Genomic DNA, 24,807 nt, shown 5'->3' on the forward strand with positions numbered 1-24,807 from the left:
TTACTGGATTTTCAGTAAGCGTTTTTTTTATTGTGCTTGTGACCTGGATTAAAAAATCAGGCTGGCGCGTAAAAACGGACCGTAACGCCAGTCGGTACGTTCGAAGGAGGTAATAATTTCATCGCTGTCGACCGTTGTCTCTTTATCAACCGTGTTGATATAAAATTCCACATCGGTGCTGAAACCTAACTGTACCGTGCTGCCGAGACCGGCATGTTTCAGCGAGCGGTTCTGCCACAAATAACCAAACTCGATATTGGCATCCAGCGCCAGGCTGATTTCTTCCTCGTAGGATTTTCCGAAATGCTGCTCCGCTTCACGCACAACACGATCGCCGATGCGGAAGCTGAATAAACCGGCGCCCACCCGACCATTCAGATAAAAACTGCTGTGGTTAAACATATAACGGGCGGTGTATTGTGCGGTGTTGTAGCCAATCACAAACAGCAATTTTTCCAGCTCAAAATCGCGGTCAAAATAAATCTTTGGCTGACGCAGGCCAGACTCAAAAAAGGCGATGGCGGTGGGGACATTATTGCGCGAATAACTCACACCTTTGTAGATGCCTTTTTCTTCGGTTTTTAACAGGGCGTAGCGTTCATAGCGGTTGGTGAATGCCGTGCTTTCGCTTGGGCTGTCACCACTGCGGAAGGTGGCGATACCACCCACATCTTCCTTGGCGTATTCAATCACCAGGCTGGACGCACCACTGAAAAACTGATCAAACCCAAGCGTGCCAAACAGTTTACGGCTGGCGGCTTTTTCTAACTGGCTGGCCCCTTCTTCGGCCTTGCTTTCCAGGTAACTCAGTGCCAGTTGGGTGTTAAGAATACGGCCGGAAAAACGCACTTCGGTCAGCAGCGAGTTATTCATGTTGTACCGGGTTTTCGCCAGGGTTTTACCGTCGCCTTCATCGTCGATACTTTTTGGCTCTTTAACTTCCTGATCAACGCTCCAGGCGGTTAATCGGGTACCCAGCGACAACGAGAATTCCGCCAGATCCGGCTCGGGAAACGGGTTGTGCAGGGGCTGCTGTTTACTCAGGCTGGCGGGTGAAAACTGGTAATAATAATCCTGGCGCAAAGCGTTGGAATGTAAGCGGATCTGGTTGTCCCGGGTCAGGTACAGCTGCGGATTAATACCGGCGTCATCGACGATGCTGTTTAACACCTGATAACCTCGTTGCTGTTGCTCACTGAGGCGATACAACATCAGGCTTTTATTGCGTTTGCTGCGGTATTCATACACCGCCACCCAGGCGCTGTTAGTACCGGTCGGGAACACGCTGAGAATATCTTTCAGATCGCTGCGACCGTGCAGACCAGTGCGGATCTGGCGAAATCCCTGTTGGTTACCAACATGCAGGTTGTAATCTTCATCAATAAACGCCAGCGCCCAATGACCCTTGTAAGACACCCCGAAGCTGGCATAAATCGCCGATTGTGGCAGCGGCTGGCTTTTGCCGTTAATAAACAACTTCTCATTGTTGTGACACACCACTTCGCCACGCGGGCTGACAATCACCTCCGGCAGCAGGCCGAAGCCACACAGTTTGGATAAGCTGTCGCCCAGTTTACGTGGACGACCGTGGCTGGCGGCGACGTAATATTGCTCGCCACTTTTATAAAAAGCGTACGAGCCAGACAGATAACGGCCATGACCAATTAACGATGAATCTTTGCCCAGTGATAGCTTGCGTTCGCCAATACGAATCCAGTAACTGCAGGCGTTGTCGGATGAGCACTTGCTGTTATAAAACACGTTCTCCACTCCAAGTCCGGATAAATAGCCGTAATAACTTTTGCCGTGGGGTTGAGGTTGGCTGTGTTGCCAGTGTATTGCCTGGCTGGTGGCTGGCAGTAACAGGGTCAGAGCGATAACGCAGCAGCGGAATAGGGAAACTCGCACGGAGACAATCCTTGTGAACAGCAGGGAACATAAAGCGCCATCGGCACGGCGGATGGCAGGTGCGGATTTTAATAGAAACAGCGCTGGCTTAACACGTTTATTGCTGCGGCCAGGCTGTTTGAAGAAGAGATTGAATAGAGAAGTACAGCGAGCAATGCGCCGTGTATGACGGCTAATAAAAGGCGAGCGCTTAAAACTTCAGCCACTCGCCATCGGCATCATCAGACATCGACTCATTCCATTCCCGTACCAGATCGGCCAGAGCATGGGTTTGCTGATGTAACGCCTGTAATTCTTCTTCGGTATTTTTCGGCGCGCTGATCAGTGGGATTTTGCGCAGGCTGGCAACCAGTGGATGATCAGGCATCTGCATCTTATTGCGTTCTAAGGTCCAGCGCAGGTTGTTCGCCAGCATACGGAAGAAACTGATTTTGGTTTCCATCGAAAACAGGCTGAAGTCTTCGATATCTGAGAAGTGCTGGAAATCGATACCCGCCAGTAGGGCGTTTTTGCTGTTTACTTTAATCGAGGCGGAACGTTTAAAGTTCAGCAGCATGGCCATGACGCCAAACATTTCACCGGGATTAATTTCACCAATCACTTCGCTGTGTTCGTCGCCGGACAATACCGTTAGCTGACCTTTTAACAGGAAATAGAGAATATTGGCGTTTTCGCCTTTTTTGATGATGACTTCTTCGCTGTCGGCGGTGACAAACTGAGTGACACTCATCAACAGCTCAAACTGCGCGCTGTCGTTATGAATCAGATCTTTAAAAAATGTGACGCTGTTCACAGCACGCTGCAAAGTTTCCAGAGGGTATTCTTCGCGGGTCACACGGCGCATAATCTGCCCTTACTCAATTTTTAAAACTGGCTGCAATATAGCACGCCGGACACAGTAATAAAGCGTTCAGGAAAAGCCTCTATGGGATGGATTGTTGTATTTTTGTTGATGGTTGTCGTGATCTGGCTGCTGCGTCGCGTCAAACGGAATAAACGTCGGCGTTTTATTGAACAATTTCAGTATCGCGATGCACTCAAAGCCAAGGTGCTGGAAAAGTATCCTCACCTGGACGACGATCAGGTGCGGCTGGTGTTTAAAGGCTTAACTCAATATTTTCTGATCTGTTTACAGGCTGGTAAAAAGCCGGTGGCGATGCCATCACAGGTGGTGGATGTAGCCTGGCACGAGTTTATTTTATACACCCGCGCGTATCAGAAATTCTGTCAGCAGGGACTTGGTCGGTTTTTACACCATACGCCAACGGAAGCTATGTCGAGCCGCACGATTGCCTCGGAAGGTATTAAGCGCGCCTGGCGCTTAAGTTGCTGGCAGGAAAGTATAAATCCTAAAGGACCGGAACGTTTGCCCTTGTTATTCGCTATGGATAGCCAGCTGCAAATTAAAGACGGTTTTTATTATTCGCGTAATTGCAAACAGGGCAGTGGTTCAGGTGGTACAGCAGCAGACTATTGTGCTGGACATATCGGTTGTTCTTCCGGCTGTGCTGGTGATTCAGGCTCGGCGTCGGATTCCGGTGGTTTCTTTGGTGGTGATTCTGATGGCGGTTCGGGTTGTGGTAGCGGTTGTGGTGGTGACTAAATAGGTAACTGAATTGCAGATATAAAAAACGGCCCGCAGGCCGTTTTTTATTTGTCTGATCAGCCACTCAATGAACTGATCAGAAGCTTGTCGAAAAACACCGACAATTACTGAGCGTCCAGCGCTTCCTGCATGGATTGCTCAGCAACTTTTTCCAGCCAATCAAAATCCATATCTTTGTGCGCTTCACAGATAAACCATGGCTCGCGGGAATCCGGCTCCAGCATCACGCCGTGTTTGATCAGATTGTGAGCAAACTCGGTGTACAGGTCGCTGTTGGTTTGTTTCCAGTCGCGGTAGTTCTGCGGCACGATGGTGCCCAGGTGAATACCAAACATGGAATCCGGACCAGCAAAGCGGTGATCGACACCAAACTTATCGAATACTTTCGCCAGAATGCCCTGAATCTTTTTGCCGGTGGCGTTGATGCTGTCTAACGCATTTGTGTCACGTAAGGTGCTCAGGGTCGCCTTAGCGGCGCTCAGGGCAATCAGGTTAGCGGTGTAAGTACCGCCGTGGGTCACGCCACCTTTTCCAAAGCTGATTTTATCCATAATGGCGGCTTTACCACCAAAGGCCGCCACCGGGTAACCGTTACCCATGGCTTTGGCGTACGTAGTCAGGTCGGCGTAAATACCGTACAGCTCCTGGGCGCCACCTTTGGCGACACGGAAACCGGTTTTTACTTCGTCGATGATTAACAGCGAGCCATTTTGGTCACAGATATCACGCAGCTTCTGCATGTATTCCTGAGTGGAAGCGATGGAACCACAGTTACCCATGATTGGCTCAATCACGATAGCGGCAATATCGTCACCAACGCGGGCGAATACTTCGTCTAACGCTTCTGCATCGTTCAGAGAAACGGTTTCCAGATGCTCACGGCTGGCTTCCGGAATACCACCTCCGAAGGATTTGATTTCCGGAATGGTGCCTGATTCCGGGTCCCAGCTGTCGACGTCGGGTTTCCACATCATTTCATCGTACAAACCGTGGAAGCCACCTTCGACCACAACCACCTTATTACGGCCGGTGTAGCCACGTGCGGTACGGATCGCACCCAGTACCGCTTCGGTACCTGAGTTGGCGAAACGCATCTTCTCGATTTGTGGGCACATGGACTTCACCAGCTCGATCACTTCGGAATCCATCTTGGTCGAGAAACCAGTCATGGTACCGATGTTCTGGATGCTGTTGATGACCGCGTTGTCGATACGCTCATCGCGGTAACCCAGGATGATAGGGCCATAAGCCAGACGGAAATCAACGAAGGTTTGCTCATCTTCATCAGTGATGGTGCAACCTTTCATGTTCTTCACGAATACGGTGTTTTCGTCGCCCCAATAGCGGTAGCTGTCGGCAACGCCCATCGGCATATGAGTGTGAGCGGTAGCCAGCAGGGCATCGCGATTGGGTTTATTGCTCATGATCAGATCCTGAAATCTCGGTCTAAAGGATGAAAAGGCGCGATTATAACGTGGGATTGGGGAAATATAAGGGCTAATCAGGCTTTCGCTGGTGTCCTAGCTGTCAGGTGGTTTCAGCGGCCTGATTTGCTGGGCTGTGGCCATGCGGAAGGGCTGTCTTGGCCGCCGAGCCGCTGGGTAGCTGTCTGGCGGGTGTTGTCTGATGGTTAAGTTGGTGATATTTTTCGTAATAGATAAATTTATTGGCTGCTGGGTTTGAACTCGGTGGCCGGGATGTGCGGCTAAGCACATCTGTCGAAGGGAATGTCTGCCAGGGAAGGTTTCAGTTTGAAATCAGTTTGTATCCGAGTGTGGGAAGAGTCTCTTTAGTTTTTAAGGTGTTGTAGCTTGAAAGGCAGGCGGACTTGCAAGAGAGCACTATTAAAATGCTAGCATTCAAAATACGGGATATCTAAGATATATGACGAACAGATTATCTTTCGGCTCTATTTATAAATCTATAAAAAGCCTACCTTCTATTGAATTGCCCTCTTTTGTAGTACTAACAGGACGGAATGGGTCAGGAAAAACCCACCTACTCGAAGCATTGAGAGATGGGAAAGTTAAATCTAGTTTAGTGAGTAATACTCAGACGGATGTCATTCTTTATGATTGGAATAGCATAATTCCAAAAGATACTGGAATCTTTCACACCCATCAGCATTTAACGCAGCGTTCCAACTGGTTTACCCAGATTAGACAGCAACAAGATCAATTGCTTCCCCATATTCAGCAACAAGTTATGGCACTGGGAGTGCCTGAAGAATATTGTTCTTCCATATATAAAATTCGAAACCTGTCAAAAACAAAAATATCCGAGTTTTCAACCGATGAGACAGTTGATCAAATACATGCACAAGTAAAACAGATATTGAAGCAAAACGGCCAAAGTGTGTTCTCGCAAACACAGCGCCACATTGGTGATGAAAATTGGAAAAAAATAGTTCCCGAAGTTGCTAGGGAGAAGCCAGAATTATTCTTGGAGACATCAGAGTCAAAGTTTTTCGGTGAAAAAAAACTACTCTGGGGGGAAGTTGACCCATTCCAACAAGCATTTGGCCGACTTTTTTCTACCTATAGAGATTTAATTCATCAGAACGATAGGTTACAGAAATACCCGCCTGAGGACAGTGATCTAGTTCATTTAGATTCAGCCCAGTTTGTTGCGGAACATGGAGAGCCCCCATGGGACTTTGTCAACAAAATACTGGGCGTTTGCGAGCTAGACTTTCGTGTTAACTCTCCCCCTTTGCATGAAACATCATCATTTGAACCAAAGTTAAATAAAATATCATCTGATGTTGAAATGAGGTTCGGAGATCTTTCATCGGGAGAGAAAGTGTTAATGTCCTTTGCATTATGCTTATACAATGCAAGCGATGCACGACAAAAAAAGAGATTTCCTCGACTCCTCTTGCTTGATGAAGTTGATGCACCATTACATCCATCAATGGTGGTTTCGCTGTTGAATACAATTCAAAGTGTTTTGGTTGAAGATAAGGGGATCTCTGTAATCTTAACAACTCATAGCCCTTCTACAGTTGCGCTCGCTTCGGAAGGTTCACTTTACGAGATGAATCCCGTTGGTCCTAAAGTTGAAAAATGTAGCAAAGGAAAAGCCTTGTCAATACTAACCACTGGCGTACCGACGTTGTCTATTTCGTTCGAAGGCAGGCGACAAGTATTCGTTGAAAGTAAAACAGACGCCGGAATTTATGAAAAATTATACCAGCGCTTCAAAGGCACGCTGGATTCAGCAAGATCATTGTCATTTATCGAAGTAGGGCACAAGCCAGAATCAGGTGGTGAAGCTAATGCCGGTTGCGCACAAGTCCAAAGAATCGTGGCAGCACTATCTGAGAATGGGAATGAAAGTGCCTTTGGTTTGGTTGACTGGGACGGTAATGTCGATGAATCAAAAAGAGTTAAAGTTCTTTCCCCGGAACTTAGAAACGGACTGGAATCAGCAATATTTGATCCGGTAATTGTTGCTGCTGCAGCTATTCGAGATAATATTAATAATTGTATTCAGCGAGGGATTGTCGACCAAGGCGAAACATATATGCATCTATCTTCATGGGATACTAATAGGTGGCAAAAGGCAGTAGATAAAGTTCAAGAGCTTGTGATAGGACCTAAAACTGAAAATTCTGAAAATATAGAAGTAACATATTTGAACTCGATGGCGCTAGGAATAAGGAAGGAGTATTTGCATCTTGATGATCACGCCCTAGAGCAAGCTATTGTTAAAGCTTTTGGTTTCTTTGCTACAAACAATAGACGTGCAGGCGGATTGATGAACCACTTTGCAGATGCCGTACTTAGAGATATTCCAGATATTATGCCCGCAGACATAATACAAACATTTATGAGGTTGCTAGAAGGCGAATCATAAGATGCTAAAAGTCAATGAATTTCGAACCCTCGGTGCCGGAAGCGGTTAATATGAGCTGGTTGTAGAAGAGTTATAAAAAGGAAGTGTTTAATGAAAAAATTTTCACTATTTATATTAACTATCATCTTTAGTAATGCATGTTTTTCAGAGGTTACTTCTGAAAATCTTGTTGCTGCGATTAGGTCATTGTGTCTTGCAGGAGATGAGTATCAAATTAAGATTGAAGGGGATGCTTCATTATCTATTATGAAAAAAGGTGCTGAAGGTGAATTAACTTTCTCTAAGCGCAATATAAATGGCATAACGGACATCAAACAAGATGATTTGAAGTTGAAGGAACTAGACTCAATCAGGAAGTGTATTGAGCCTCATGTTGATAAAATACTTAATTTGATGATTGAAGAAGCTACATTATCAAATAAAAAGACTCTAAATACGAAAATTAAATCAGCCTCGTACTTGTCGAGGCTTTTCATATCCGATAGGAATTCAGTATTTATTCCTGATTTAGAACTGATACAAGCATTATCTGAGGTTGGCTTTGAAAGTCTGGGTGACGTATTTACCAAAGATGATCTAGAGAAAATTAGGAGTACCTACAAGAAAACCCAAAGAACATCAGTAAAAGCCGGTATGTTTGAGTATCTAGAAATAATGAATGGAGCTATTCACTCGAACAAATGCGAAAATTCGTTGTTAGAAGGAACCCCAGTTGAAATAATTGAAGATGAACGTGGAGTACCCTACGAAAAAAGTAGAATTCGTGTTTTACATGGAGCATGCAAGGATAAGACAGGCTGGGTTCCAACGGCATCTTTGAGATATGAACAGTCATAATTTCTAACAAATCACTGAGGAATTATGCCAAAAACCGGTGCATCTTGGCTCAGCGTTAAAAACTAGGCACTAATACTAAATGACAGACAAACAAGAAATCAGCTTCTCCGCATGCCGTAGTTTCGCACTGCGGTTGATCGGAATTAGCTCACTACTAGTAGTAATTCCATTACTCTTCATAAACTTAGTCATCTACTCAGCTCTGCTGGAAACCAGTGCGATTACTTCATTGCTGGTGATGGGCTGCTTGAACCTTGGAGCGATCTGGCTAAGTGTTGCTGCGGCTCTCAAGTATCTTATGTCGGGTGGTTTCGGCGATTATGAAGTTGTAATCAAGCGAAGTGAAAACACGTAGAGAGTAACTAAGACTCATTTGGGAGTTATTTGATACCAATTCTTATGCCCCACAAAGGAATATGCTCCTGCAACCACTGGAAAGTAGAGGTCCGCTTAGCCGGGCCTCTCACTAACCTGAATCCCCGTATTTGTGATTGTGACTATTGCCAGGCTAATCCATCACAGATCATCAGCGACCCGGATATGTCCGCGGTATTCACCGGTAACGACGTCTTAATCAAAAAGAACGGCGATCAGCTCGCTAACTTATACTACTGCGAACACTGCAATGATTTACTCGCTGTAGGCTGCCTAATCGATAGCCAACTTCGAGGAGCAATTAACTCCACATTGCTACAGGACAAGAGTCAACTTGGTGAACCTGTGAAAATACAACCAAGACTACTGAGCGCAGTAGAAAAGCTAGAGCGCTGGGGGAGGTTGTGGGGAAATCTGAGTGGGTTGGATTTCTGAAGTTGATGATACTTAGTATGTATCTGTATTGCTCCTGAAACCGCTCTACAGCAACGCTTGTACAGGTGTTGATAAACATTAAAATAACAAACAAACCGTTTTTCTTTAAATCATTGGTATGTAGAGAATCACCATGAAATATTCATTGCTTCTGATTTTATCGATTTTTAGCCATCTGGGTTATGCGGAATCCATCGCCTGGTATCAGCCAGAAGAGCTGAATATTGAAGGGGAGGAGCTCTGCCCAGAGATTGAAAATTACATTGACTCTTTTGAGGCGCGAAAAGACAACCATTTTCAGGTCTGGAAGTTAGACGTCAATCAGGACTCTCAGATTGATTACCTGATTTGGGCTGGAGTATTTGGCTATTGTGGATCTCTAGGTTGTACCACTCAACTATTTGTTAATAAAGGCGATACATGCCAAACCGTTAACTCACCTCATCTACATTTCGACCAAAAAATTGGTATCGATAAAAAAAAATTGTTTGTACCAGTGGAGCGTTGTGGAGTATGGAAGTTAGATAAAACCAAATTGGTGCATGTTGAAAACAGAGATAGTTGCGAGTAAGTAGCTTATAGCTAAAGGGTGCTCACTTTAACCAGAGCGATAGTAGCGCCGCTGGCCGGACAGCTTGCACTGGTGATGGGTGCTGTAACGCTGGCGGTGATTGCTAAGAATCAACACTCAAGAGAACAAGACGTCCCTCATGCCCAGACCTAAAACCAAAACCGAACTACTCCAGGCCGCCAGCTCAAACTTCGACCAGCTATTTGAGCTAATCGACTCAATGCCAGAAACCACTCTGAACACCGAGTTCGACTTCTCAGCCGATAAAGGCAAAACCGAACAACACTGGAGCCGTGATAAAAACCTGCGCGATGTGCTGGTTCACCTCTATGAATGGCACCAGTTACTGATCAACTGGATCAGCGCCAACAGCGCGGGCAATAAAGCTGACTTTCTGCCAGCGCCGTACACCTGGAAAAACTACGCTGATATGAATCGCGAGATCTGGAGCAAACACCAGACAACCACACTCGATAAAGCGCAGGAGTTACTTAACCAAAGCCACCAACAGTGCATCGACCTGATAGCAGGCTTCTCCGACGAAGCACTGTTCACCAAAAAGTACTTCGACTGGACCGGAACCACCTCCGTCGGCAGTTACTGTATTTCCGCCACCTCCAGCCATTACGATTGGGCAATTAAGAAGTTAAAAGCTCATATCAAAAAATTCTGAATCCGGTGAGTAACTCCCTGGTTATTCACTGGCTCTGCACCTAATTGCAAGCCTTTTCACTCGACGACAAGCAGACCCAGCTGTTACCACCATCTGAGCCAATCAGGCATCAATAGCGACCAATATGAATTTAATGCGAGTAAAAGCTTGCTTAAAGGCGAGCGTATATTCATATTTGATGGCGATTCACCAAACAACTCCGCTACCCACAACAATAAATACAGGGTGAAATTATGAAAAATGCCGCTCTACTGGCTGCGTCTGTTGCGCTGTTAACGTCGCTGACCAGCGTTGCCGCTTCAAAAGTTCCTACTGAGGCTCCATATGAAATCCGCGATGGAAAGGGTTTCCCTCATACCGGGGTGGAAACGGTGCCTTCACAGACCGCGCCGTCGCGCTGGATGTATGAAAGCTATCACGATGCACCGCAGACCTATCTGCGTGATATCTGTATTCCAGGTACCCATGATTCCGGAACCTATGTGGTGCAACCGCGCTTTATTAATGTTGATAAAAATATTTCGCAAACCACCCAGGCCAGTATTCGCCAGCAGCTTGATGGTGGTATGCGCCAGCTGGATATTCGTGTCACCTTATTTAACGGTGAATATATGGCGTATCACGGCCCAACCATCGGTGCCAAAGCCATCGATATGTTTAACGATTTAAAAGCGTTTGCAGCCGAAAACCCAAAAGAAATCGTGATTATTATGTTACGACTGGATCATGAAATCAGTGCACAACAGCGTCAGGATTTTATGGACAGTATTTTCCGCGACACCATCGAGCCACGTGTCGCAGCATTAAACGGTCAGGATGCTGATGTGACCTTCCAGCGCATGTGGGAGCAGGATAAATCGTTTATTGTCTGGGATTATGGCGGTGTAGATGCCTACCCGAACTGGGGTCATGCATCCGGAACGCCGGTTTATTTATCAACCTCATTACCGAAGAAGTATTTTGATCATCAGGTCGCTCAGATTAAGCAGCGGGATCCGAATAAATTTTTTGTTTCCGGCCTGAATCTGACGCCAACACTAAATGCCGGTGCAGAAGAGTTTTTTAATGGCTTATTTAAAGGTGGTGCATTTTCAATTAAAAAGCTGGCACAACATGTTAATAAGCCAGCATTGATATACGCCAAAGACCGCAGTGCCAAAGCCGTTGGTAAACGGGTGAATATTGTTTCTGGCGACTTTATGGAAGATCAGCCTGCGTTTGAAGCCTGTATGGATATTAATGACAGGCAAAAATACTTCTTTGCTCTGCAAAGTGTACGCAGTGGTTTGTGCATCGGGGTACGTGGCGACCAGGCCGTTAACGACGCGCGTATTGAATTGCAACAATGTAATCAGCATACAATAACCCAGCAGTGGGATTACGATCATACGAATGGATTTCTGAGAAATCGTGCTGACCTGAATAAATGTGTCCATCTGCCAGGGTTAGCCAGCAGCAGTGGCAATGAACTGTCATTATTCGAATGTTCGGCCAGCAACGAAACCCTGAAGCAGGCAATGACCTTTGATTTCCGTGAAAATATTATTGACCACCGCTATTCCGATGTTTCTTTCGACAGCACTGAGGATCGCGTCGGCACCAGTGTTCGCCAATGGCAGACCAATGGTGGTTATGCCCAGCGCTGGAGCCGTATTTATCAAACTACTGCGGATGCTGATGCGACTGAGTTATACGCTGCACCGTGGAAAGACTGTGCCGCTGAAAATCAATTATGCGATTCAGGTTCTGACGCCGATATTATTGTTCGTTATGGTCATGCCGCGACCGCCAGTTTCGAATATCGTCGTACCGCCTCCGGTAAGGTGATGTGTAATAACAGAACGCTCGGAGATCCTAAACCTGGTTACGCAAAGCGTTGTGCTTATATCAGCGTCAGCGAAAAGCCGGAGTTTAAAACTCTGATTAATAAAGCCAGTGGTTTATGTATGGATGTAAAAGGGGGCAACAGCAATCCGGGCACGGATGTCTGGCAGTGGCCATGTGATGGCGGCATTGCCCAGTTATGGTATTACAACTCTCTGACCAAACGTATGTACAGTAAAATTGCTCATGACCGCTGTCTGGATAATCGTGGCCAAACGCATAATGGTGGTGGCCTGGGAATCTGGCGTTGTGATGATCCTAATATTGAAAACCTGTTATTTAACTGGGATGGCACCTATCTGAAGAACATCCAGAGTGATCAGATTGCTGTGGATGCCTTTGGTACTGCAGCGGAATCGGTGATAGGGCAATGGACGTTCCATGGTCGTGAAAATCAGCAATGGTACTGGGGAGATTGAGATCAGAATCTTTGGCTGCTTATCCGACTTCGAATAGCGCGTTGCTACCCTGGGTGGCCGAGCAAAATGCAAAGACGACGGAGTGCAGCCGAAAAGCTGGAGCGCTGGAGCAAGTTATGGAGAAATCTGAGTGGGCTGGATTTCTGAGGCCAGTCTGGTTATTGCTTGTGTAACACAGCGCTCCATCTAATCAGGAGATGGCAAGTGGAATAAATAGAGGAGTTCAATCTCTCAGCCGACAAAGGCAAAAGCGAACAACACAGGCTGCAGAGGCCTGCTCTGGAAACCTATCAGAGGAGTAATACTTCAGCGTCTAACCTGTCTTCTATATTGTACAACTCGATTGATCTTCCTATACTTGTCTTATTAGTTGTACATGTGAGATTCCGCTTATGAAGATTGTCTCTTTCACAGAAGCCCGAAATGGCCTGAAAGCCGTATTGGATGGTGTGGTCAATGACGTCGACACTACGGTGATAACCCGCCGCGACGCCGAAGATGCGGTGGTTATGTCGCTGGACCACTACAACAGCTTGATGGAAACCGTCCATTTGCTGCGCTCTCCGGCCAATGCTGACCATCTGAATCGTTCCATTGCTCAATACAAAGCGGGTAAAACCAGGCCGCGAGATCTGATCGATGAGTAATCGCTTGTTGAGCTGGACGGACGAAGCCTGCGGCGATTATCTCTATTGGCAAACTCAGGACAAAAAGACACTGAAGCGAATCAATAAACTCATTACTGATGTAAAACGGTCGCCATTTGAGGGGATCGGCAAACCCGAGCCTCTGAAAGAAAACTTATCCGGTTTTTGGTCCAGACGGATCGATGATACCAACAGGCTGGTTTATGCCGTAGATGAGGCGGCTATTACAATTATTTCTTGTCGCTACCATTATTAACAATAAGCAATCCGTTGACGCCGTAAATCTTGCTAAAACTCCAGGAAATATCCGTGAATAGAATCAATCCGAAAAAACTCCTCAACAGCAAATGGACTGCCGTTAAGCCGCAAAACAAAGAAAAGCACTTTATGATCACCGAAGTCGAGTTCGACGAAGAGGGCGACGTTATTCACTGCTTAATCGAAGCCGTGATGACCAAGAACGAACGCGCTATTGATTGGCAAGACCTGAAAGACGACAGCCAATGGCAGCAGGGCTGGAAGTAACCCGCCTCAGCTTGACTTAGTGAGTCTTTACTGAATAATGCAGCGTTCGATCAGCAGTACTGTTATAACAGGGAACGTTTATGCTCAGATTTCAATTTCTGGTTACGCTTGTAGCCTGCCTTTTTATAGCCAGCTGTGGTGGCGGCTCCGGATCTTCTTCTTCCCCATCTGGCAAAAGCAATCAGAGCCAGGCCAGCGATTCTAAGCTTTGCCCAACGGGTGATACCTTCGAAATTAATGGTATTGAGCTGACCCTGGCCGTTTTTGATCGTAATAAAGACGGTTGTTTATCCGACTTTGAATACCGCGTCGCTACCCGGGCGGCCGAGCAAATAGCCAAGAATAACGCGACCCGTATTGAAGTAACGGGTACTAATGGCAATAACAGCCTCAGTAAAATCAATTCCATGCGGGTAACCGGTAACGCCGAAGTGTCAGATGGCAAGGCGCAGTTGCACACCAATATGGAGCAGGGCAACTTTAATATCAGCCTGAAGGTGGATTCCAACAGCCGCTCACTTGAGGGGCGCTCGTCGGATGAGCGTTTAAAACTGTATTTTGATGATGAGCCAATTAAGCGTGAGGTTTTGAAAGACCCGCTGTTTGCACTGACAAAATTCAGCTTTCCATTACCACCCATGAGAGGTGATATCTCTTATGTGTTTGGCTGTAAGTACCTGACTTCACTGGCGGTAAAGTGTGACACTCTGGCCGTCACCGAAACCAAAGATGTGGGTGCCCGTATTATGACGCTGAAAATTAACGTGACCTTCCCGTTGGGGCTGACGTTTGATACACAGAGTTTGCCGCAATCGGGCTTTATTATGGCGACCTTCTGCAGCGATAAAGACGATATCCAAACTTGTTTAGATAATTACGCCGAAGTACCGGTGTCGTTTAACTGAGAATTAACGCGCTAACTTTCCTGTGATTATCAGGTCACGCTACTGTGTTTCTTCCGCCGTCGCTCGCGCTCGCAGCGGCGGTTCTCCAACCACCCGTTTATACGCGCGTGAAAACGCCGCTTCCGATTGATAACCCAGTTCATCCGCTAACTGCGCCAGAGTAACGTCCGATTGTTTAATGCGCAGCCGGGCTAAATTCATGCGCCAGTCGGTGACGTACTGTTTTACCGAAGTACCAATCACTTCGGTAAAACGCGCGGAAAAGCCAGAGCGCGACATGCCCGCTTGTTGTGCCAGCTGATCTACCGTCCAGCTGGTTTCCGGATGATTGTGAATTGCCGTCAGGGCTTTGCCCAGTTTTGGGTCTTTCAGTGCTCCCAGCCAACCCATGCTGGCTTGTGGCGAATGGTTAAGCCAGTGTCGCAACGCCTGAATCACAATAATATCGGCCAGGTGAGAAATCACCGTTTCGCCACCGGGAGACAGAGTGCGGGCTTCCTGTTCCATTAATTTCAGCAGCGATTGCAATTGCAACGACAGCGCGCCGTCTTCCTTGCTGATGTGAATAATTTGCGGCAGCTGAGAGATTAATTTCTGCCCGACAATATGATCAAAACTTAATACGCCACAGGTCAGGCGAGTGTCGGGCTGATTGTTATTTAAATGTGTTTTATCGGCCTGACAAGGACCGCCGTGGCGAATTAATTCAAACCGTTCAGATAATTGAATCACCGGAATATCAAAAAAAGGCGTGCAGCTTTGCCCGGCAGTATCAGAAATATAATGGCCTTCTCCGCGTGGAATTAACGCCAGTTCACCGGGTTTTAAATAATGGCGCTCACCATCATCAAAGCGTAACCAGCAGCCACCTTCGGTAACGATATGGAACATCATTTTGCCACTCAGTGCGGGCATGGCCATGCCCCAGGGAGAGGTTAATTCTGAACCGGCGTACACCACACCATTAAGTCGTAAGGAATATAAGGTTTCGCCCAGTGTATCGGATACCGGCGGAACTTCGCGGTGATTGCCCAGACATTTTCCCACAGTGTGATTGTCGCTCATCGGTCTGCTTCCATTTCCATTGGCTAACGATAAAATATGATTTAGACATATTTTTAGTGTCTTATTTATTATTCCGAGTGTAAACCATCATCGTTTCGCCACTGGCGGGCTGATTTCTGCATTATTTTCTTAAATACCCGGCTAAAGCTGTTAACCGTCTGAAAACCACTTTTATAAGCAATTAAGTTAATCGGTAAATCGGTGTCGGCTAATAACCGGCAGGCTTGCCGTAAGCGGGTGATGGTTAACACTTCTAACGGCGACATACTGATATCCCGACTGAAGTGCCGGTTCAGGGTCCGCGTAGTAACGTTTAATCGCTGTGCTAATAGCGGCAAACCTAATTCGGTTTGAAAGTCCTGCTGAATAATTTCAAACGCTGCTTTTACCAACTGGCTGTTTGCCTGTGGCAATGTTAATTCTGCAGGGAAATTGGGTTTCTTAATCGTCGTCGGCGTTGTTTTTCCATCTGGGTTATTCGCTGTCTGCAAAGAGCTATCAAGCCGAGCAGAAGAGCCATTAGGCTGAGTAAAAGAAGAATCATAAAACGGATTTGTGAGAAAATAGCGGCGACTTTGATTCGCTACTTTATCGCCATAAAAATGCGCCAATAACCGAATACCAATTTCCAGTGAGGCATTAATATCCGCGGTACACCAGCAGTTGTCTGCCTGGGTAATGGCCTGGTCTGTGGTCAGGTTGACCTCGGGAAAATGAAAACGAAATTGTTCGGCAAACGACCAATGAACCGTCGCTTGCTTAAAATCCAGTAATCCAGCCGCCGCCATTAAAAACGGTCCCGTTACTAAACCGGAAATAATCGCACCGTTATTATGATGAGCCTGCAACCATTGAATTAATTCAGAGTTATGTTGCTGAGTATTGGTGTGAGCGCCCCACACTGCGGGCAGGATAATTGCGTCGTATAAGGTGTCAGTGTTCAGGCCTGCTGTCAGTTGGTCTTTTATGCTCTGCGGTGTTGAACCGGGTTTAAGTTGTAAGCCGTTAAAGCAGTGTACCGTTGGATCTTGATGATCACTGACAGAGACAAAGTGGCATTCAAACAAAGCCTGGCCGGTGCTGATATCCAGAGCGTTAATTTTGCCGGCGGCGTGCAGGAAATCCATCAGCAGGCAGATGCTGCCGGACCAGACATCGTCCTGGCTGATAATGGCGACTCGTATGGTCATGTCGGTGATCGCTTATAACTCATTCTATTTGTCTTTATCTTGGTTGTATCTGTCTCATATTGCAATCTTTGTACGTTTTTACCTTGTTATAGTGGAGCGATACCCGTCATCGGGGCGCGATAGACAAACAATAAGAAGGAGTGGCGCGTGGAAACTTACCTGACAAAAGAAGAGAAGGCTGAACTCAGGAAAGCCAATGACTTGAAAGCCTGGGCAGGCTTTGCCACCAGTTGGGGGCTGATTGCCGCAGCGATGGCCATGGTGGCGATGTGGAGCAATCCGCTAACCATCATTTTGGCATTAGTGATTATTGGCGGGCGGCAGTTGGCGTTGGGAATTCTGCTGCATGAATGTTCTCACCGTTCCTGGTTTTGCTCCCAGGCAATGAATGATTGGGTCGGACATTGGTTGGCGGGTATTCCGATGTTGGTGCCGATGGACTTTTACCGTCCATATCACTTCGCTCACCATACTAAAACCGGTACAGATGATGATCCGGATGTCGATAACATTCGTCACTATCCGGTATCGAAAAACAGTTTCCGGCGGAAATTATTGCGCGATTTTACCGGTCAATCCGGCATTAAAACATTACTGGCGGTTTTGTTCTTTGTTAACACTGGCCGGGTCGGTAATGCCCGGGCAATGGGTAAACAAACCAGGCAATTAAGTAAAAAAGATATGCTGAAAACCACACTGAAAAACTATCGCGATATTTTAATAGTGCATGGCTTTTTCTTTGTTTTGTTGTGGAGCCTCGGTCAACCACTGTTATACCTGTTGTGGTGGGTGGCTTTTTTAATTCCGTATCAGTGGATCAGTCGTATTCGTCAGGTGGGTGAGCATGGTGCGATGCCACAGCTGTCGGGCGATGATGTACGCCTGACGACCCGCACTACCGTTGCTCGTTGGTGGGAGCGGCTGTTATTTGCTCCGCACTATGTGAATTACCATTGTGAGCATCATCTGGTACCAACGGTACCGTCGTATAACCTGGGTCGGTTGCATCAGCTGGTGAAAGCGCGTGGGTTTTATCAGGAGTATCCCGATGCGTTAGCCCATGGCTATGGAGAGGTGATTCGTAAGGCGACGACTACTTGTTGATTGCTTTTTCAGGATTGTCATAATGTTCGTGAAGGCCAGTGAGAAGTTGGCTATCACGAGCATGATTTCTTTGGAAATTGTCGTAATCGATCCGAAAAGTATAGGAATTGGATGAAGGAATTTATTGCCAGCGGTGCAAAGCTTATAAAGGAAAAAGCTGATGGCTTGACTGTGTTTTTCTCCAGTATCCATTTAGGTTCTGTTAATGATGAGACGCTGTATGACGAAAAACATTATTTTGTTGTGCCTCTGAGGACATCTGAATACGGTTTTTCTCTTCACACCACTCGTTGTCTACCACCTTCTGTTCCAGATATTAATCAGTTACCCAAAAGGCGTATTTTTCACTTTGCTCATCAGCATGCCGAGTTCCTGTTAAAGGAATATATGGTTCAGAGTGCTGGTGAACTTGCTAGTGATTATTCGATGAATGAGCCGGGTACGCTCACTAAACTGGCTGATGATATCGATGAATTCGAGAAGAAATTAACGGTTGGCATGCTGGTTGTCGGAGGCTTGGCAACAATCGTTAATCCCGTTGCTGGTTTGCTTATAGCCGCCAAGGCAATTCTTCCCGGGCCATATAAGCTGATTAATAAATACGGTGTCAGAGCTCTTGGTAAAAAATTAGATTCTTTTCGGCAAGCGCGAAATATTCGTAAAGCAGAAGAAAATGTGACTAAGCAATTCGAGGGTGTCGATAGTCTCAGGGTTGTTAACCCCATATTACAGGAACTGGATCTGGCACTCCGAACAACAGAGGATGAGCATGATCCGCTTATCGATCCGAATCTGGCTTCCGGCAGTGTTCCTGAGTTAACGAATGAACGCTGGCGCCAATTAACGGAAGCTGCAATATGCCATGTTTATGAAGATATTTTTAACGATTCATCAAGATATGAGGAAGCCTGCTTAGGGCCTGAAGATATCCGCTGGCTGAGAACTATGTATGCTACGTATGATAAAAAAACAGCGGCAAATTAGCCGCTGTTTTTTTATCAAAGACTTGCTTGCCTCAGAAGAACAAACCCGCTTCAAGCTGGGCTTCTTCCGTCATCATGTCTTTGCTCCAGGGAGGATCAAACACCAGTTCAACTTCCACCTCGGATACATTCGGCACTTTCGCCACACGGTATTTCACATCGGAAATTAACACCGGGCCCATGCCGCAGGTCGGAGCAGTTAACGTCATACGGATATGCGCTTTGTTGCCGTCGATATCAATGCCGTAAATTAAACCCAGGTCGAGCAGGTTAATCGGAATTTCCGGATCAAAAATCGTGCGTAATGCCTGTTCAATCTGATCTTTATGAACGGCGTTATCACCACGGTCTTCAAACTGAATGTCTTCCGCTTCCAGGCCCAGTGCGGCAGCGTCGGTACCGTCAACGCGCATCATATTGCCGTTAACCGTTACCGTGTAGTTACCGCCCAGCGCCTGATTGATGGTGACAAAAGTGCCAGCCGGGATCAGAGTCGGAACGCCGGAAGGTACCTGGCGGGCAGGGCACTCTTGTTGTGCCACGACCATTCGTTTTTCCATGAGCTCGCTCCTGTTACCACATCAGGTCGTCTGGAATCTGATACGCCGCGTACGGATCGTCTTCTTCCAGTTCGGCACTTTGGTTTTCTGCGATATAGATAAAGAGTTTTTCATCACGCTGACGGATTTTTTCCGTCACCGGCACGGGAATCACTGCGTGGCTTTTGCCCTGGGCAATAATTGCCAGCTGGCCGCGACTCAGGCGATCCCAGATGGCCTGATCAACGTACAGTTGTTTGATCTTGTTATCGGCACCAACAAACTGGTATTTGATGTCGCCTTTTTCACTGCGGATGGCGTTGGTATCAATCAGCTGTTTGATCTGTGCCAGAATGGCTTTTTGTTGCGCTTCTTCTTCACGCTTCAGGTTCAGCTCGCGATCCTGCTCGGCCTTTTTCTGGCGTGCTTGTTCCGCTTTTTGCTTGGCAACGTCCAGCTCATTCTCCTGGCCGGTACGTTGCAGGTGTTCCTGCTTCTTCATTGCTTTGGCGTTCTTTTTGGCCTTTTTCTTGTCGACCAGGCCAGCCGCTAAAAGCTGTTCTTGCAGAGATTTTGCCATCTCAACTGTCTCTAATAATCTTAAAATAACGGGGTTAACCGGGTGTTATGTTACCTCAGTTACCCTTTATTCCACACACCTTCCGGCATAACGTCGACTAACGCATCAATCGTCAGGTCACGTTCTTCAACGCTGTCGGCAACGACTGTGATGTGACCCAGCTTACGTGCTGGACGTGCTTCTTTACCATAAGAGTGACGATAAGCGTTGCTCAGGCTGTCGGCTTTTAATGAAGAATCTTCTTCGCCAATCACATTTAACATCGCCACCGCCGGGTATTTGGAATCGGTATTGCCCAGTGGTTTGCCACTTAACGCCAGCATATGGTTACGGAACTGGCTGGCTTCGGCGCCTTCAATCGACCAGTGGCCGGAGTTATGAACGCGAGGTGCTACTTCGTTGGCAACCAACCCCTGTTCGGTTTCAAACAGCTCCAAGGTAATGGTGCCAACGTAATCCAGGCTGTTGGCTAGGTCGCGTATATAACGTTCGGCAATCTGTGCCTTTTCGTCAGACAGACCCGTCGCCGGATACAGGGAATAACGCAGGATGCCTTCGTGGTGTACGTTTTCGGTCATTGGCCAGACGTTAACGTTACCGTCGCGATCGCGGCTGGCGATTACGGAGGTCTCACGCAGGAACGGGACAAACGCTTCGGCGATGAGTTCGCGGTTGCCAATGGTGTTCCAGGCAGGTTCGGCATCTTCCGCAGTGCGTAATACAAACTGGCCTTTGCCGTCGTAACCTTCGGTGGTGGTTTTCATCACAATCGGCAGGCCGAGGGTTTCAATCGCGGTATGTACATCTTCCAGCGAATTGACCGCACAGAAATCAGCCGTATCGATACCGGCAGCGCGTAACGCATTCTTTTCCAGTAAGCGGTTCTGGAACACTTTGAGTGCTTTCAGGCTTGGGAATACCTTGTCTTCAACCGGTTCCAGCAGTTCCACGATGTGCGCCGGAATGTTTTCGGTTTCGTAGGAAACGATATCGACCTCATTGATAAAGGCGTTCAGCTTGCCTTCTTCATGGGCGCGCAGATCGTACAGGGAGATTTCCAGATCACTCAGGTCGGTAACGCTGGACTCTAACATCTGGCCTAACTGGCCGTTTCCTAAGATACCAATTTTCATCGGGTGTCTCGTTTGCTCATCAATGGAATAGGGAGGTTAGACTGGCTGTGTCTCATCAAAACAGCCTGTCTGATCGGGAATGACAGGTAACTCTCTTGTTGTTACTCGGCTTCGCGTGGATCCGGTTGTGACAATACGGTCTCGGTTTGTTCGGCGCGGAAAGCGTCAACCCGTTTCAGTAGTGCGTCGTCTGAGGTCGCCAGAATCTGTGCCGCCAGCAGACCGGCATTTTTAGCACCGGCATCACCAATGGCCAGTGTACCTACAGCAACACCACCCGGCATTTGTGCAATCGACAGTAATGAGTCGATACCATTTAACGCGCGGCTTTTAACCGGCACACCTAATACCGGTAAAGAGGTTTGTGATGCGGCCATACCCGGCAGGTGAGCGGCACCGCCAGCACCGGCGATGATCACTTTAATGCCACGACCCTGGGCTTCTTTGGCGTAGTCAAACAGCAGATCCGGAGTACGGTGAGCAGAAACCACTTTTACTTCGTAGGCAACGCCCAGTTTATCCAGCATATCGGCCGCGTGTTGCATGGTTGGCCAATCGCTCTTGGAGCCCATAATAATTCCGACGGGTGCAGTCATGGTGACACCTTTTTGCTGTTTAACGCTTATTTGACTCAGGCTGGGTGGCTGACAATCTGCAGATACCGCTACTGAGATTTGAAAGGCGCGCATTCTAGCATAAAGCACCGAAATACTGAGGCTGGATGGCAAATTTTCTCGGTTTTCAGGTAACCATTTGGTCAGGATTTTCAGCTATTAACAAAAATGATAATTTTGTTGATATTCCTGCAAATGAGTACCACTATAGTGGTATTGCCATTGTTGACTATTTAAGGAATGGCAATTTCTGCCTTGTCATAGTTCTTTTGGTAATAAGCATATTCTTTTCTCTAATAATCAAATAACCATATAGATTGTGTGGTTGTGCTTTGTTATATTCTTTATCACTTTGTCAAAATATGTAGAAAATTTGATCAGTATTGGCGGTCTGGTATGACGTGATGTGGCCGTAATGCACAAAGATAGTGCGGTCTTTCTGAGGCAAACTGGGCTGTATAACCCAGTGGGAATTTTCTTTGTGTGATGCATTGCTGGCAGAGCATCAACCAGGGGAGTGCTTGGAAGTCGCTCCGGTTACAGGCTAAGGACAAATATGGCAAATCTATACTCGAAGGTCCGGGAATTAGTTACCGGACTCAACGGAAAAAATGACAACGAGCTTTATCAGGTAATGTTTGATACGGCTGTCGCAGGCATGGTGACGATTGATAGTCGGGGCTGTATCCAGGCTTGTAACCCGGCGTTGTGCCAGATTTTTGGTTATCGCAGCGAAGAGCTGCTGGGTCAGAGTATCGAGTTGCTGATGCCATCTGCCTATGCCCGCAATCATCAGAAGCAGATCGATGACTACATCAAAACCGGCCAGGCGACGGTGGTGGGCCGTGGTCGTGAAGTGATGGCGATGCGTAAAAATGGTGACGAGTTTATGGTTCACCTGTCGGTCAGTGAAATGACGTTCGCCGGCACCCGCTGTTTTACCGGTGTGGTACACGATTTATCGGCGTCGATTGAACAGAACCAGCAACGTTACCGTGATCAGGCCTGGCTGGGTAATGTCTTGGATCAGACACCGGCCGCGGTTCTGGTAAAAGACATTGACGGGCGTTACCTGTTATTAAACCGCCGTGCTGAAGATTTATTTTTAACCCGCGCAGAACAGGCGGTGGGTCATACCGATCGTGAATTATTCGACCCACATTGGGCCAGTGTTGAAGCCCGCACCGATAATGAAGTGCTGACCAGTGGCATGCCGCGGGTATTTGTTCAGCCGATTTTGCAGCAAGGTGTGTCGCGTAATCTGTTAATGAGTAAAAACCTGTTGGCGGATGGAGAAGGCCAGCCGATGGGGATTGTCAGTTTATGCATCGACATCAGTTCGTTATCGGCATTAAAAGTTAAAGAAAAAAATAACGACAGCAGCTTCCTTAATTTATTGCCCCAGGCATTAGCGCTGATTTCAACGGACGGCGATATTCTTCAGGCCAATCAGGCGTATTCCCAGCGATTTGGCATGAACGTTACGGCGGTGCAGGATTGCAACCTGAAAGTGGTGGAAACCGAAACCGTTATTCAGGCATTTCATAAATTATTATCGTCCGATATGCGGGAAATTCAGGTGGAGCAGAAAGGTTTGCCGGGCCTGACATTGCAGCAATATCGGCTTGATGGTGAGGAAGTGGTGCTGCTGAGTTCGGATATTCCGCCCAGTAGTTTCAGCAGTGAAGCACGTGACCCGCTGGAACCCGGCAGCACATCGTTAACCGATAACGCCCAGTTTATTGCCAGCTTAAGCCATGAACTACGCACCCCGTTAAATTCGGTGATTGGTTTCAGCCAGATTCTTAAATCCGATACGCTGAAATCCGATCAGTTAGAAGCGGTCGATATGATTGAACGCGCTGGCAAGCATCTGGTGGCACTGGTTGATCAGGTATTGGATCTGATTAAGCTCGAAGGTGCAGTCGCTGAATTACAAAATGAACCGTTTTCATTGCTGCCGGTGATTGAAGAATGTGTTGAGCTGGCTTCTTCGCTGGAGCAGCAGCATCGGATTCAGATTCAGCTGGATAACGACAATAGTAACCCCTGGGCAATTGGTGATCGTATCCGGGTGAAGCAGATTATTCTTAACCTGATTACCAACGCTTTAAAGTACAACCGCGATAACCGCGTTGTGGTGGTGGAAGTGATGACCATGGCTGAGGGGCATTTGCGGGTTTGTGTGAATGACGAAGGCATTGGTATTGCGGAGAAACGTCAGGACAAAATTTTTGTTCCGTTTGAGCGCTTAGGGGCTGAGCACAGTGCAATCGAAGGTAATGGATTAGGGTTGGCGATTTGTCGTCAGCTGGCCGAGCGCATGAATGGCGCGCTCGATTTTATATCGGTGGAAGGTCAGGGCAGTTCTTTCTGGCTGGAGCTGCCGACCGCGCAACCTTTGTATTCGGCCGGTCAGGCATATCGCCAGCAAAGCGAGCGTGACTTTGAATTGGATGCATCACGCCGGGTTTTGTACATCGAGGATAATCTGATTAATGCCCGCTTTGTTGAGCTGGGTTTTAAATCGCGTGAAAACGTTGACGTTACCATTGCGCACTCCGGTAAAGAAGGAATGGATATCGCGTTGCAGCAATCACCGGACGTGATTTTACTGGATATGCGTTTGCCGGATATTCATGGTCTCGATTTACTGAAAAAGCTACGTGATATTCCTGAGCTGAAAAACGCCCGCATTTATGGTGTTAGTGCTGATGCATTACCCGATCATATTGACGCGGCAGAAGATGCGGGCCTCGATGGCTATATGACCAAACCACTGGATCTGAATGAGCTGAATGACATGATCTGTCACTGACTAAGAGTCTGATACAAAAGCAAAGAATAGCGTTCAGAGAAATACAATTCAGAAATAAAAAAAGCACAAACCAATTGGTTTGTGCTTTTTTTATTTCAAGGGCTTTGTATCGGTTTTTTGTGTACGGACTTTTTTCTG

The 24,807-nt window shown here is 47.1% G+C and carries 23 protein-coding genes; 14 read left to right on the forward strand and 9 right to left on the reverse strand.

Annotated features, from left to right (window positions below):
* Positions 1–48 precede the first annotated feature (48 nt).
* Both ACOQOZ_RS21265 and ACOQOZ_RS21270 read right to left on the reverse strand, forming a co-directional pair.
* Positions 49–1,908 carry a hypothetical protein gene (locus ACOQOZ_RS21265; RefSeq protein ID WP_420590159.1) on the reverse strand — a complete coding sequence of 620 codons (1,860 nt, stop codon included), beginning with the start codon at positions 1,906–1,908 and terminating at the stop codon, positions 49–51.
* 190 nt (positions 1,909–2,098) lie between these two features.
* Positions 2,099–2,752, reverse strand: coding sequence for a cyclic nucleotide-binding domain-containing protein (locus tag ACOQOZ_RS21270; RefSeq protein WP_420590160.1), 654 nt, complete (start codon positions 2,750–2,752; stop codon positions 2,099–2,101).
* Between the two features lie 81 nt (positions 2,753–2,833).
* Between ACOQOZ_RS21270 and ACOQOZ_RS21275 the strand changes: the two genes are divergently transcribed.
* Positions 2,834–3,511, forward strand: coding sequence for a glycine-rich domain-containing protein (locus ACOQOZ_RS21275; RefSeq protein ID WP_420590161.1), 678 nt, complete (start codon positions 2,834–2,836; stop codon positions 3,509–3,511).
* A gap of 107 nt (positions 3,512–3,618) precedes the next feature.
* Here the strand turns inward: ACOQOZ_RS21275 and ACOQOZ_RS21280 are convergent, their stop codons facing one another.
* Entirely contained in the window at positions 3,619–4,938 is a 1,320-nt protein-coding gene (locus ACOQOZ_RS21280) for an aspartate aminotransferase family protein (protein WP_420590162.1), read from the reverse strand.
* A 460-nt stretch (positions 4,939–5,398) separates the two neighbouring features.
* On the opposite strand from ACOQOZ_RS21280, the gene ACOQOZ_RS21285 reads away from it, so the two are divergent.
* From ACOQOZ_RS21285 to ACOQOZ_RS21330, 10 genes are all read left to right on the forward strand, one after another.
* Positions 5,399–7,372 carry an AAA family ATPase gene (locus ACOQOZ_RS21285; RefSeq protein WP_420590163.1) on the forward strand — a complete coding sequence of 658 codons (1,974 nt, stop codon included), beginning with the start codon at positions 5,399–5,401 and terminating at the stop codon, positions 7,370–7,372.
* 90 nt (positions 7,373–7,462) lie between these two features.
* Positions 7,463–8,209, forward strand: a complete 747-nt coding sequence (locus ACOQOZ_RS21290; RefSeq protein ID WP_420590164.1) for a hypothetical protein — start codon at positions 7,463–7,465, stop codon at positions 8,207–8,209.
* A gap of 79 nt (positions 8,210–8,288) precedes the next feature.
* The gene (locus ACOQOZ_RS21295; RefSeq protein ID WP_420590165.1) at positions 8,289–8,564 is read left to right on the forward strand and encodes a hypothetical protein; all 276 of its coding nucleotides are present in this window, start codon (positions 8,289–8,291) and stop codon (positions 8,562–8,564) included.
* A 588-nt stretch (positions 8,565–9,152) separates the two neighbouring features.
* Positions 9,153–9,590, forward strand: a complete 438-nt coding sequence (locus ACOQOZ_RS21300) for a hypothetical protein (RefSeq protein ID WP_420590166.1) — start codon at positions 9,153–9,155, stop codon at positions 9,588–9,590.
* Between the two features lie 139 nt (positions 9,591–9,729).
* On the forward strand, positions 9,730–10,263 hold the full coding sequence (locus ACOQOZ_RS21305) for a ClbS/DfsB family four-helix bundle protein (protein ID WP_420590167.1): 534 nt from the start codon (positions 9,730–9,732) through the stop codon (positions 10,261–10,263).
* A 233-nt stretch (positions 10,264–10,496) separates the two neighbouring features.
* Positions 10,497–12,566: a phosphatidylinositol-specific phospholipase C domain-containing protein gene (locus ACOQOZ_RS21310; protein ID WP_420590168.1), complete on the forward strand. Its 2,070-nt coding sequence runs from the start codon at positions 10,497–10,499 to the stop codon at positions 12,564–12,566.
* Positions 12,567–12,958: 392 nt separating this feature from the next.
* A complete protein-coding gene (locus tag ACOQOZ_RS21315) occupies positions 12,959–13,213 on the forward strand; it encodes a type II toxin-antitoxin system Phd/YefM family antitoxin (protein ID WP_420590169.1) in 255 nt (84 codons plus the stop codon).
* Positions 13,206–13,469: a Txe/YoeB family addiction module toxin gene (locus tag ACOQOZ_RS21320; protein WP_420590170.1), complete on the forward strand. Its 264-nt coding sequence runs from the start codon at positions 13,206–13,208 to the stop codon at positions 13,467–13,469. Before ACOQOZ_RS21315 ends, ACOQOZ_RS21320 begins: the two co-directional genes overlap by 8 nt.
* Before the next feature lie 53 nt (positions 13,470–13,522).
* A complete protein-coding gene (locus ACOQOZ_RS21325; RefSeq protein ID WP_420590171.1) occupies positions 13,523–13,738 on the forward strand; it encodes a TIGR02450 family Trp-rich protein in 216 nt (71 codons plus the stop codon).
* Between the two features lie 80 nt (positions 13,739–13,818).
* Entirely contained in the window at positions 13,819–14,643 is an 825-nt protein-coding gene (locus ACOQOZ_RS21330; protein ID WP_420590172.1) for a hypothetical protein, read from the forward strand.
* Positions 14,644–14,682: 39 nt separating this feature from the next.
* Here ACOQOZ_RS21330 and ACOQOZ_RS21335 read toward each other — a convergent pair whose 3' ends face one another.
* Together ACOQOZ_RS21335 and ACOQOZ_RS21340 are read right to left on the reverse strand one after the other, a co-directional pair.
* Entirely contained in the window at positions 14,683–15,708 is a 1,026-nt protein-coding gene (locus ACOQOZ_RS21335; protein WP_420590173.1) for an AraC family transcriptional regulator, read from the reverse strand.
* Positions 15,709–15,776: 68 nt separating this feature from the next.
* Complete coding sequence (locus tag ACOQOZ_RS21340; RefSeq protein ID WP_420590174.1) at positions 15,777–16,898, reverse strand: GlxA family transcriptional regulator; 1,122 nt, start codon at positions 16,896–16,898, stop codon at positions 15,777–15,779.
* Between the two features lie 147 nt (positions 16,899–17,045).
* Here ACOQOZ_RS21340 and ACOQOZ_RS21345 point away from each other — a divergent pair, with 147 nt between their 5' ends.
* Both ACOQOZ_RS21345 and ACOQOZ_RS21350 read left to right on the forward strand, forming a co-directional pair.
* Complete coding sequence (locus tag ACOQOZ_RS21345) at positions 17,046–18,002, forward strand: fatty acid desaturase family protein (RefSeq protein WP_420590175.1); 957 nt, start codon at positions 17,046–17,048, stop codon at positions 18,000–18,002.
* A 111-nt stretch (positions 18,003–18,113) separates the two neighbouring features.
* Complete coding sequence (locus ACOQOZ_RS21350) at positions 18,114–18,986, forward strand: hypothetical protein (protein ID WP_420590176.1); 873 nt, start codon at positions 18,114–18,116, stop codon at positions 18,984–18,986.
* A 31-nt stretch (positions 18,987–19,017) separates the two neighbouring features.
* Here ACOQOZ_RS21350 and sufT read toward each other — a convergent pair whose 3' ends face one another.
* From sufT to purE, 4 genes are all read right to left on the reverse strand, one after another.
* Positions 19,018–19,545, reverse strand: a complete 528-nt coding sequence (gene sufT, locus ACOQOZ_RS21355) for a putative Fe-S cluster assembly protein SufT (RefSeq protein WP_420590177.1) — start codon at positions 19,543–19,545, stop codon at positions 19,018–19,020.
* A 13-nt stretch (positions 19,546–19,558) separates the two neighbouring features.
* Positions 19,559–20,104: a DUF2058 domain-containing protein gene (locus ACOQOZ_RS21360; RefSeq protein WP_420590178.1), complete on the reverse strand. Its 546-nt coding sequence runs from the start codon at positions 20,102–20,104 to the stop codon at positions 19,559–19,561.
* A gap of 59 nt (positions 20,105–20,163) precedes the next feature.
* Positions 20,164–21,237 (reverse strand): 5-(carboxyamino)imidazole ribonucleotide synthase, encoded by a 1,074-nt coding sequence (locus tag ACOQOZ_RS21365; protein WP_420590179.1) that lies wholly within the window; start codon positions 21,235–21,237, stop codon positions 20,164–20,166.
* Between the two features lie 101 nt (positions 21,238–21,338).
* The gene (gene purE, locus ACOQOZ_RS21370) at positions 21,339–21,833 is read right to left on the reverse strand and encodes a 5-(carboxyamino)imidazole ribonucleotide mutase (RefSeq protein ID WP_420590180.1); all 495 of its coding nucleotides are present in this window, start codon (positions 21,831–21,833) and stop codon (positions 21,339–21,341) included.
* 574 nt (positions 21,834–22,407) lie between these two features.
* Between purE and ACOQOZ_RS21375 the strand changes: the two genes are divergently transcribed.
* Positions 22,408–24,669: a PAS domain-containing hybrid sensor histidine kinase/response regulator gene (locus tag ACOQOZ_RS21375; protein ID WP_420590181.1), complete on the forward strand. Its 2,262-nt coding sequence runs from the start codon at positions 22,408–22,410 to the stop codon at positions 24,667–24,669.
* Positions 24,670–24,807: the final 138 nt, after the last annotated feature.

This window comes from Bacterioplanoides sp. (assembly GCF_965219715.1).
Classification (GTDB): domain Bacteria; phylum Pseudomonadota; class Gammaproteobacteria; order Pseudomonadales; family Oceanobacteraceae; genus Bacterioplanoides.

Bases quoted from the DNA above. Each gene is read 5' to 3' on its own strand.
- ACOQOZ_RS21270 (WP_420590160.1), bottom strand. From the start codon at position 2,752: ATGCGCCGTGTGACCCGCGAAGAATACCCTCTGGAAACTTTGCAGCGT.
- ACOQOZ_RS21275 (WP_420590161.1), top strand. From the start codon at position 2,834: ATGGGATGGATTGTTGTATTTTTGTTGATGGTTGTCGTGATCTGGCTG.
- ACOQOZ_RS21280 (WP_420590162.1), bottom strand. From the start codon at position 4,938: ATGAGCAATAAACCCAATCGCGATGCCCTGCTGGCTACCGCTCACACT.
- ACOQOZ_RS21285 (WP_420590163.1), top strand. From the start codon at position 5,399: ATGACGAACAGATTATCTTTCGGCTCTATTTATAAATCTATAAAAAGC.
- ACOQOZ_RS21290 (WP_420590164.1), top strand. From the start codon at position 7,463: ATGAAAAAATTTTCACTATTTATATTAACTATCATCTTTAGTAATGCA.
- ACOQOZ_RS21295 (WP_420590165.1), top strand. From the start codon at position 8,289: ATGACAGACAAACAAGAAATCAGCTTCTCCGCATGCCGTAGTTTCGCA.
- ACOQOZ_RS21300 (WP_420590166.1), top strand. From the start codon at position 9,153: ATGAAATATTCATTGCTTCTGATTTTATCGATTTTTAGCCATCTGGGT.
- ACOQOZ_RS21305 (WP_420590167.1), top strand. From the start codon at position 9,730: ATGCCCAGACCTAAAACCAAAACCGAACTACTCCAGGCCGCCAGCTCA.
- ACOQOZ_RS21310 (WP_420590168.1), top strand. From the start codon at position 10,497: ATGAAAAATGCCGCTCTACTGGCTGCGTCTGTTGCGCTGTTAACGTCG.
- ACOQOZ_RS21315 (WP_420590169.1), top strand. From the start codon at position 12,959: ATGAAGATTGTCTCTTTCACAGAAGCCCGAAATGGCCTGAAAGCCGTA.
- ACOQOZ_RS21320 (WP_420590170.1), top strand. From the start codon at position 13,206: ATGAGTAATCGCTTGTTGAGCTGGACGGACGAAGCCTGCGGCGATTAT.
- ACOQOZ_RS21330 (WP_420590172.1), top strand. From the start codon at position 13,819: ATGCTCAGATTTCAATTTCTGGTTACGCTTGTAGCCTGCCTTTTTATA.
- ACOQOZ_RS21335 (WP_420590173.1), bottom strand. From the start codon at position 15,708: ATGAGCGACAATCACACTGTGGGAAAATGTCTGGGCAATCACCGCGAA.
- ACOQOZ_RS21340 (WP_420590174.1), bottom strand. From the start codon at position 16,898: ATGACCATACGAGTCGCCATTATCAGCCAGGACGATGTCTGGTCCGGC.
- ACOQOZ_RS21350 (WP_420590176.1), top strand. From the start codon at position 18,114: ATGAAGGAATTTATTGCCAGCGGTGCAAAGCTTATAAAGGAAAAAGCT.
- sufT (WP_420590177.1), bottom strand. From the start codon at position 19,545: ATGGAAAAACGAATGGTCGTGGCACAACAAGAGTGCCCTGCCCGCCAG.
- ACOQOZ_RS21360 (WP_420590178.1), bottom strand. From the start codon at position 20,104: ATGGCAAAATCTCTGCAAGAACAGCTTTTAGCGGCTGGCCTGGTCGAC.
- ACOQOZ_RS21365 (WP_420590179.1), bottom strand. From the start codon at position 21,237: ATGAAAATTGGTATCTTAGGAAACGGCCAGTTAGGCCAGATGTTAGAG.
- purE (WP_420590180.1), bottom strand. From the start codon at position 21,833: ATGACTGCACCCGTCGGAATTATTATGGGCTCCAAGAGCGATTGGCCA.
- ACOQOZ_RS21375 (WP_420590181.1), top strand. From the start codon at position 22,408: ATGGCAAATCTATACTCGAAGGTCCGGGAATTAGTTACCGGACTCAAC.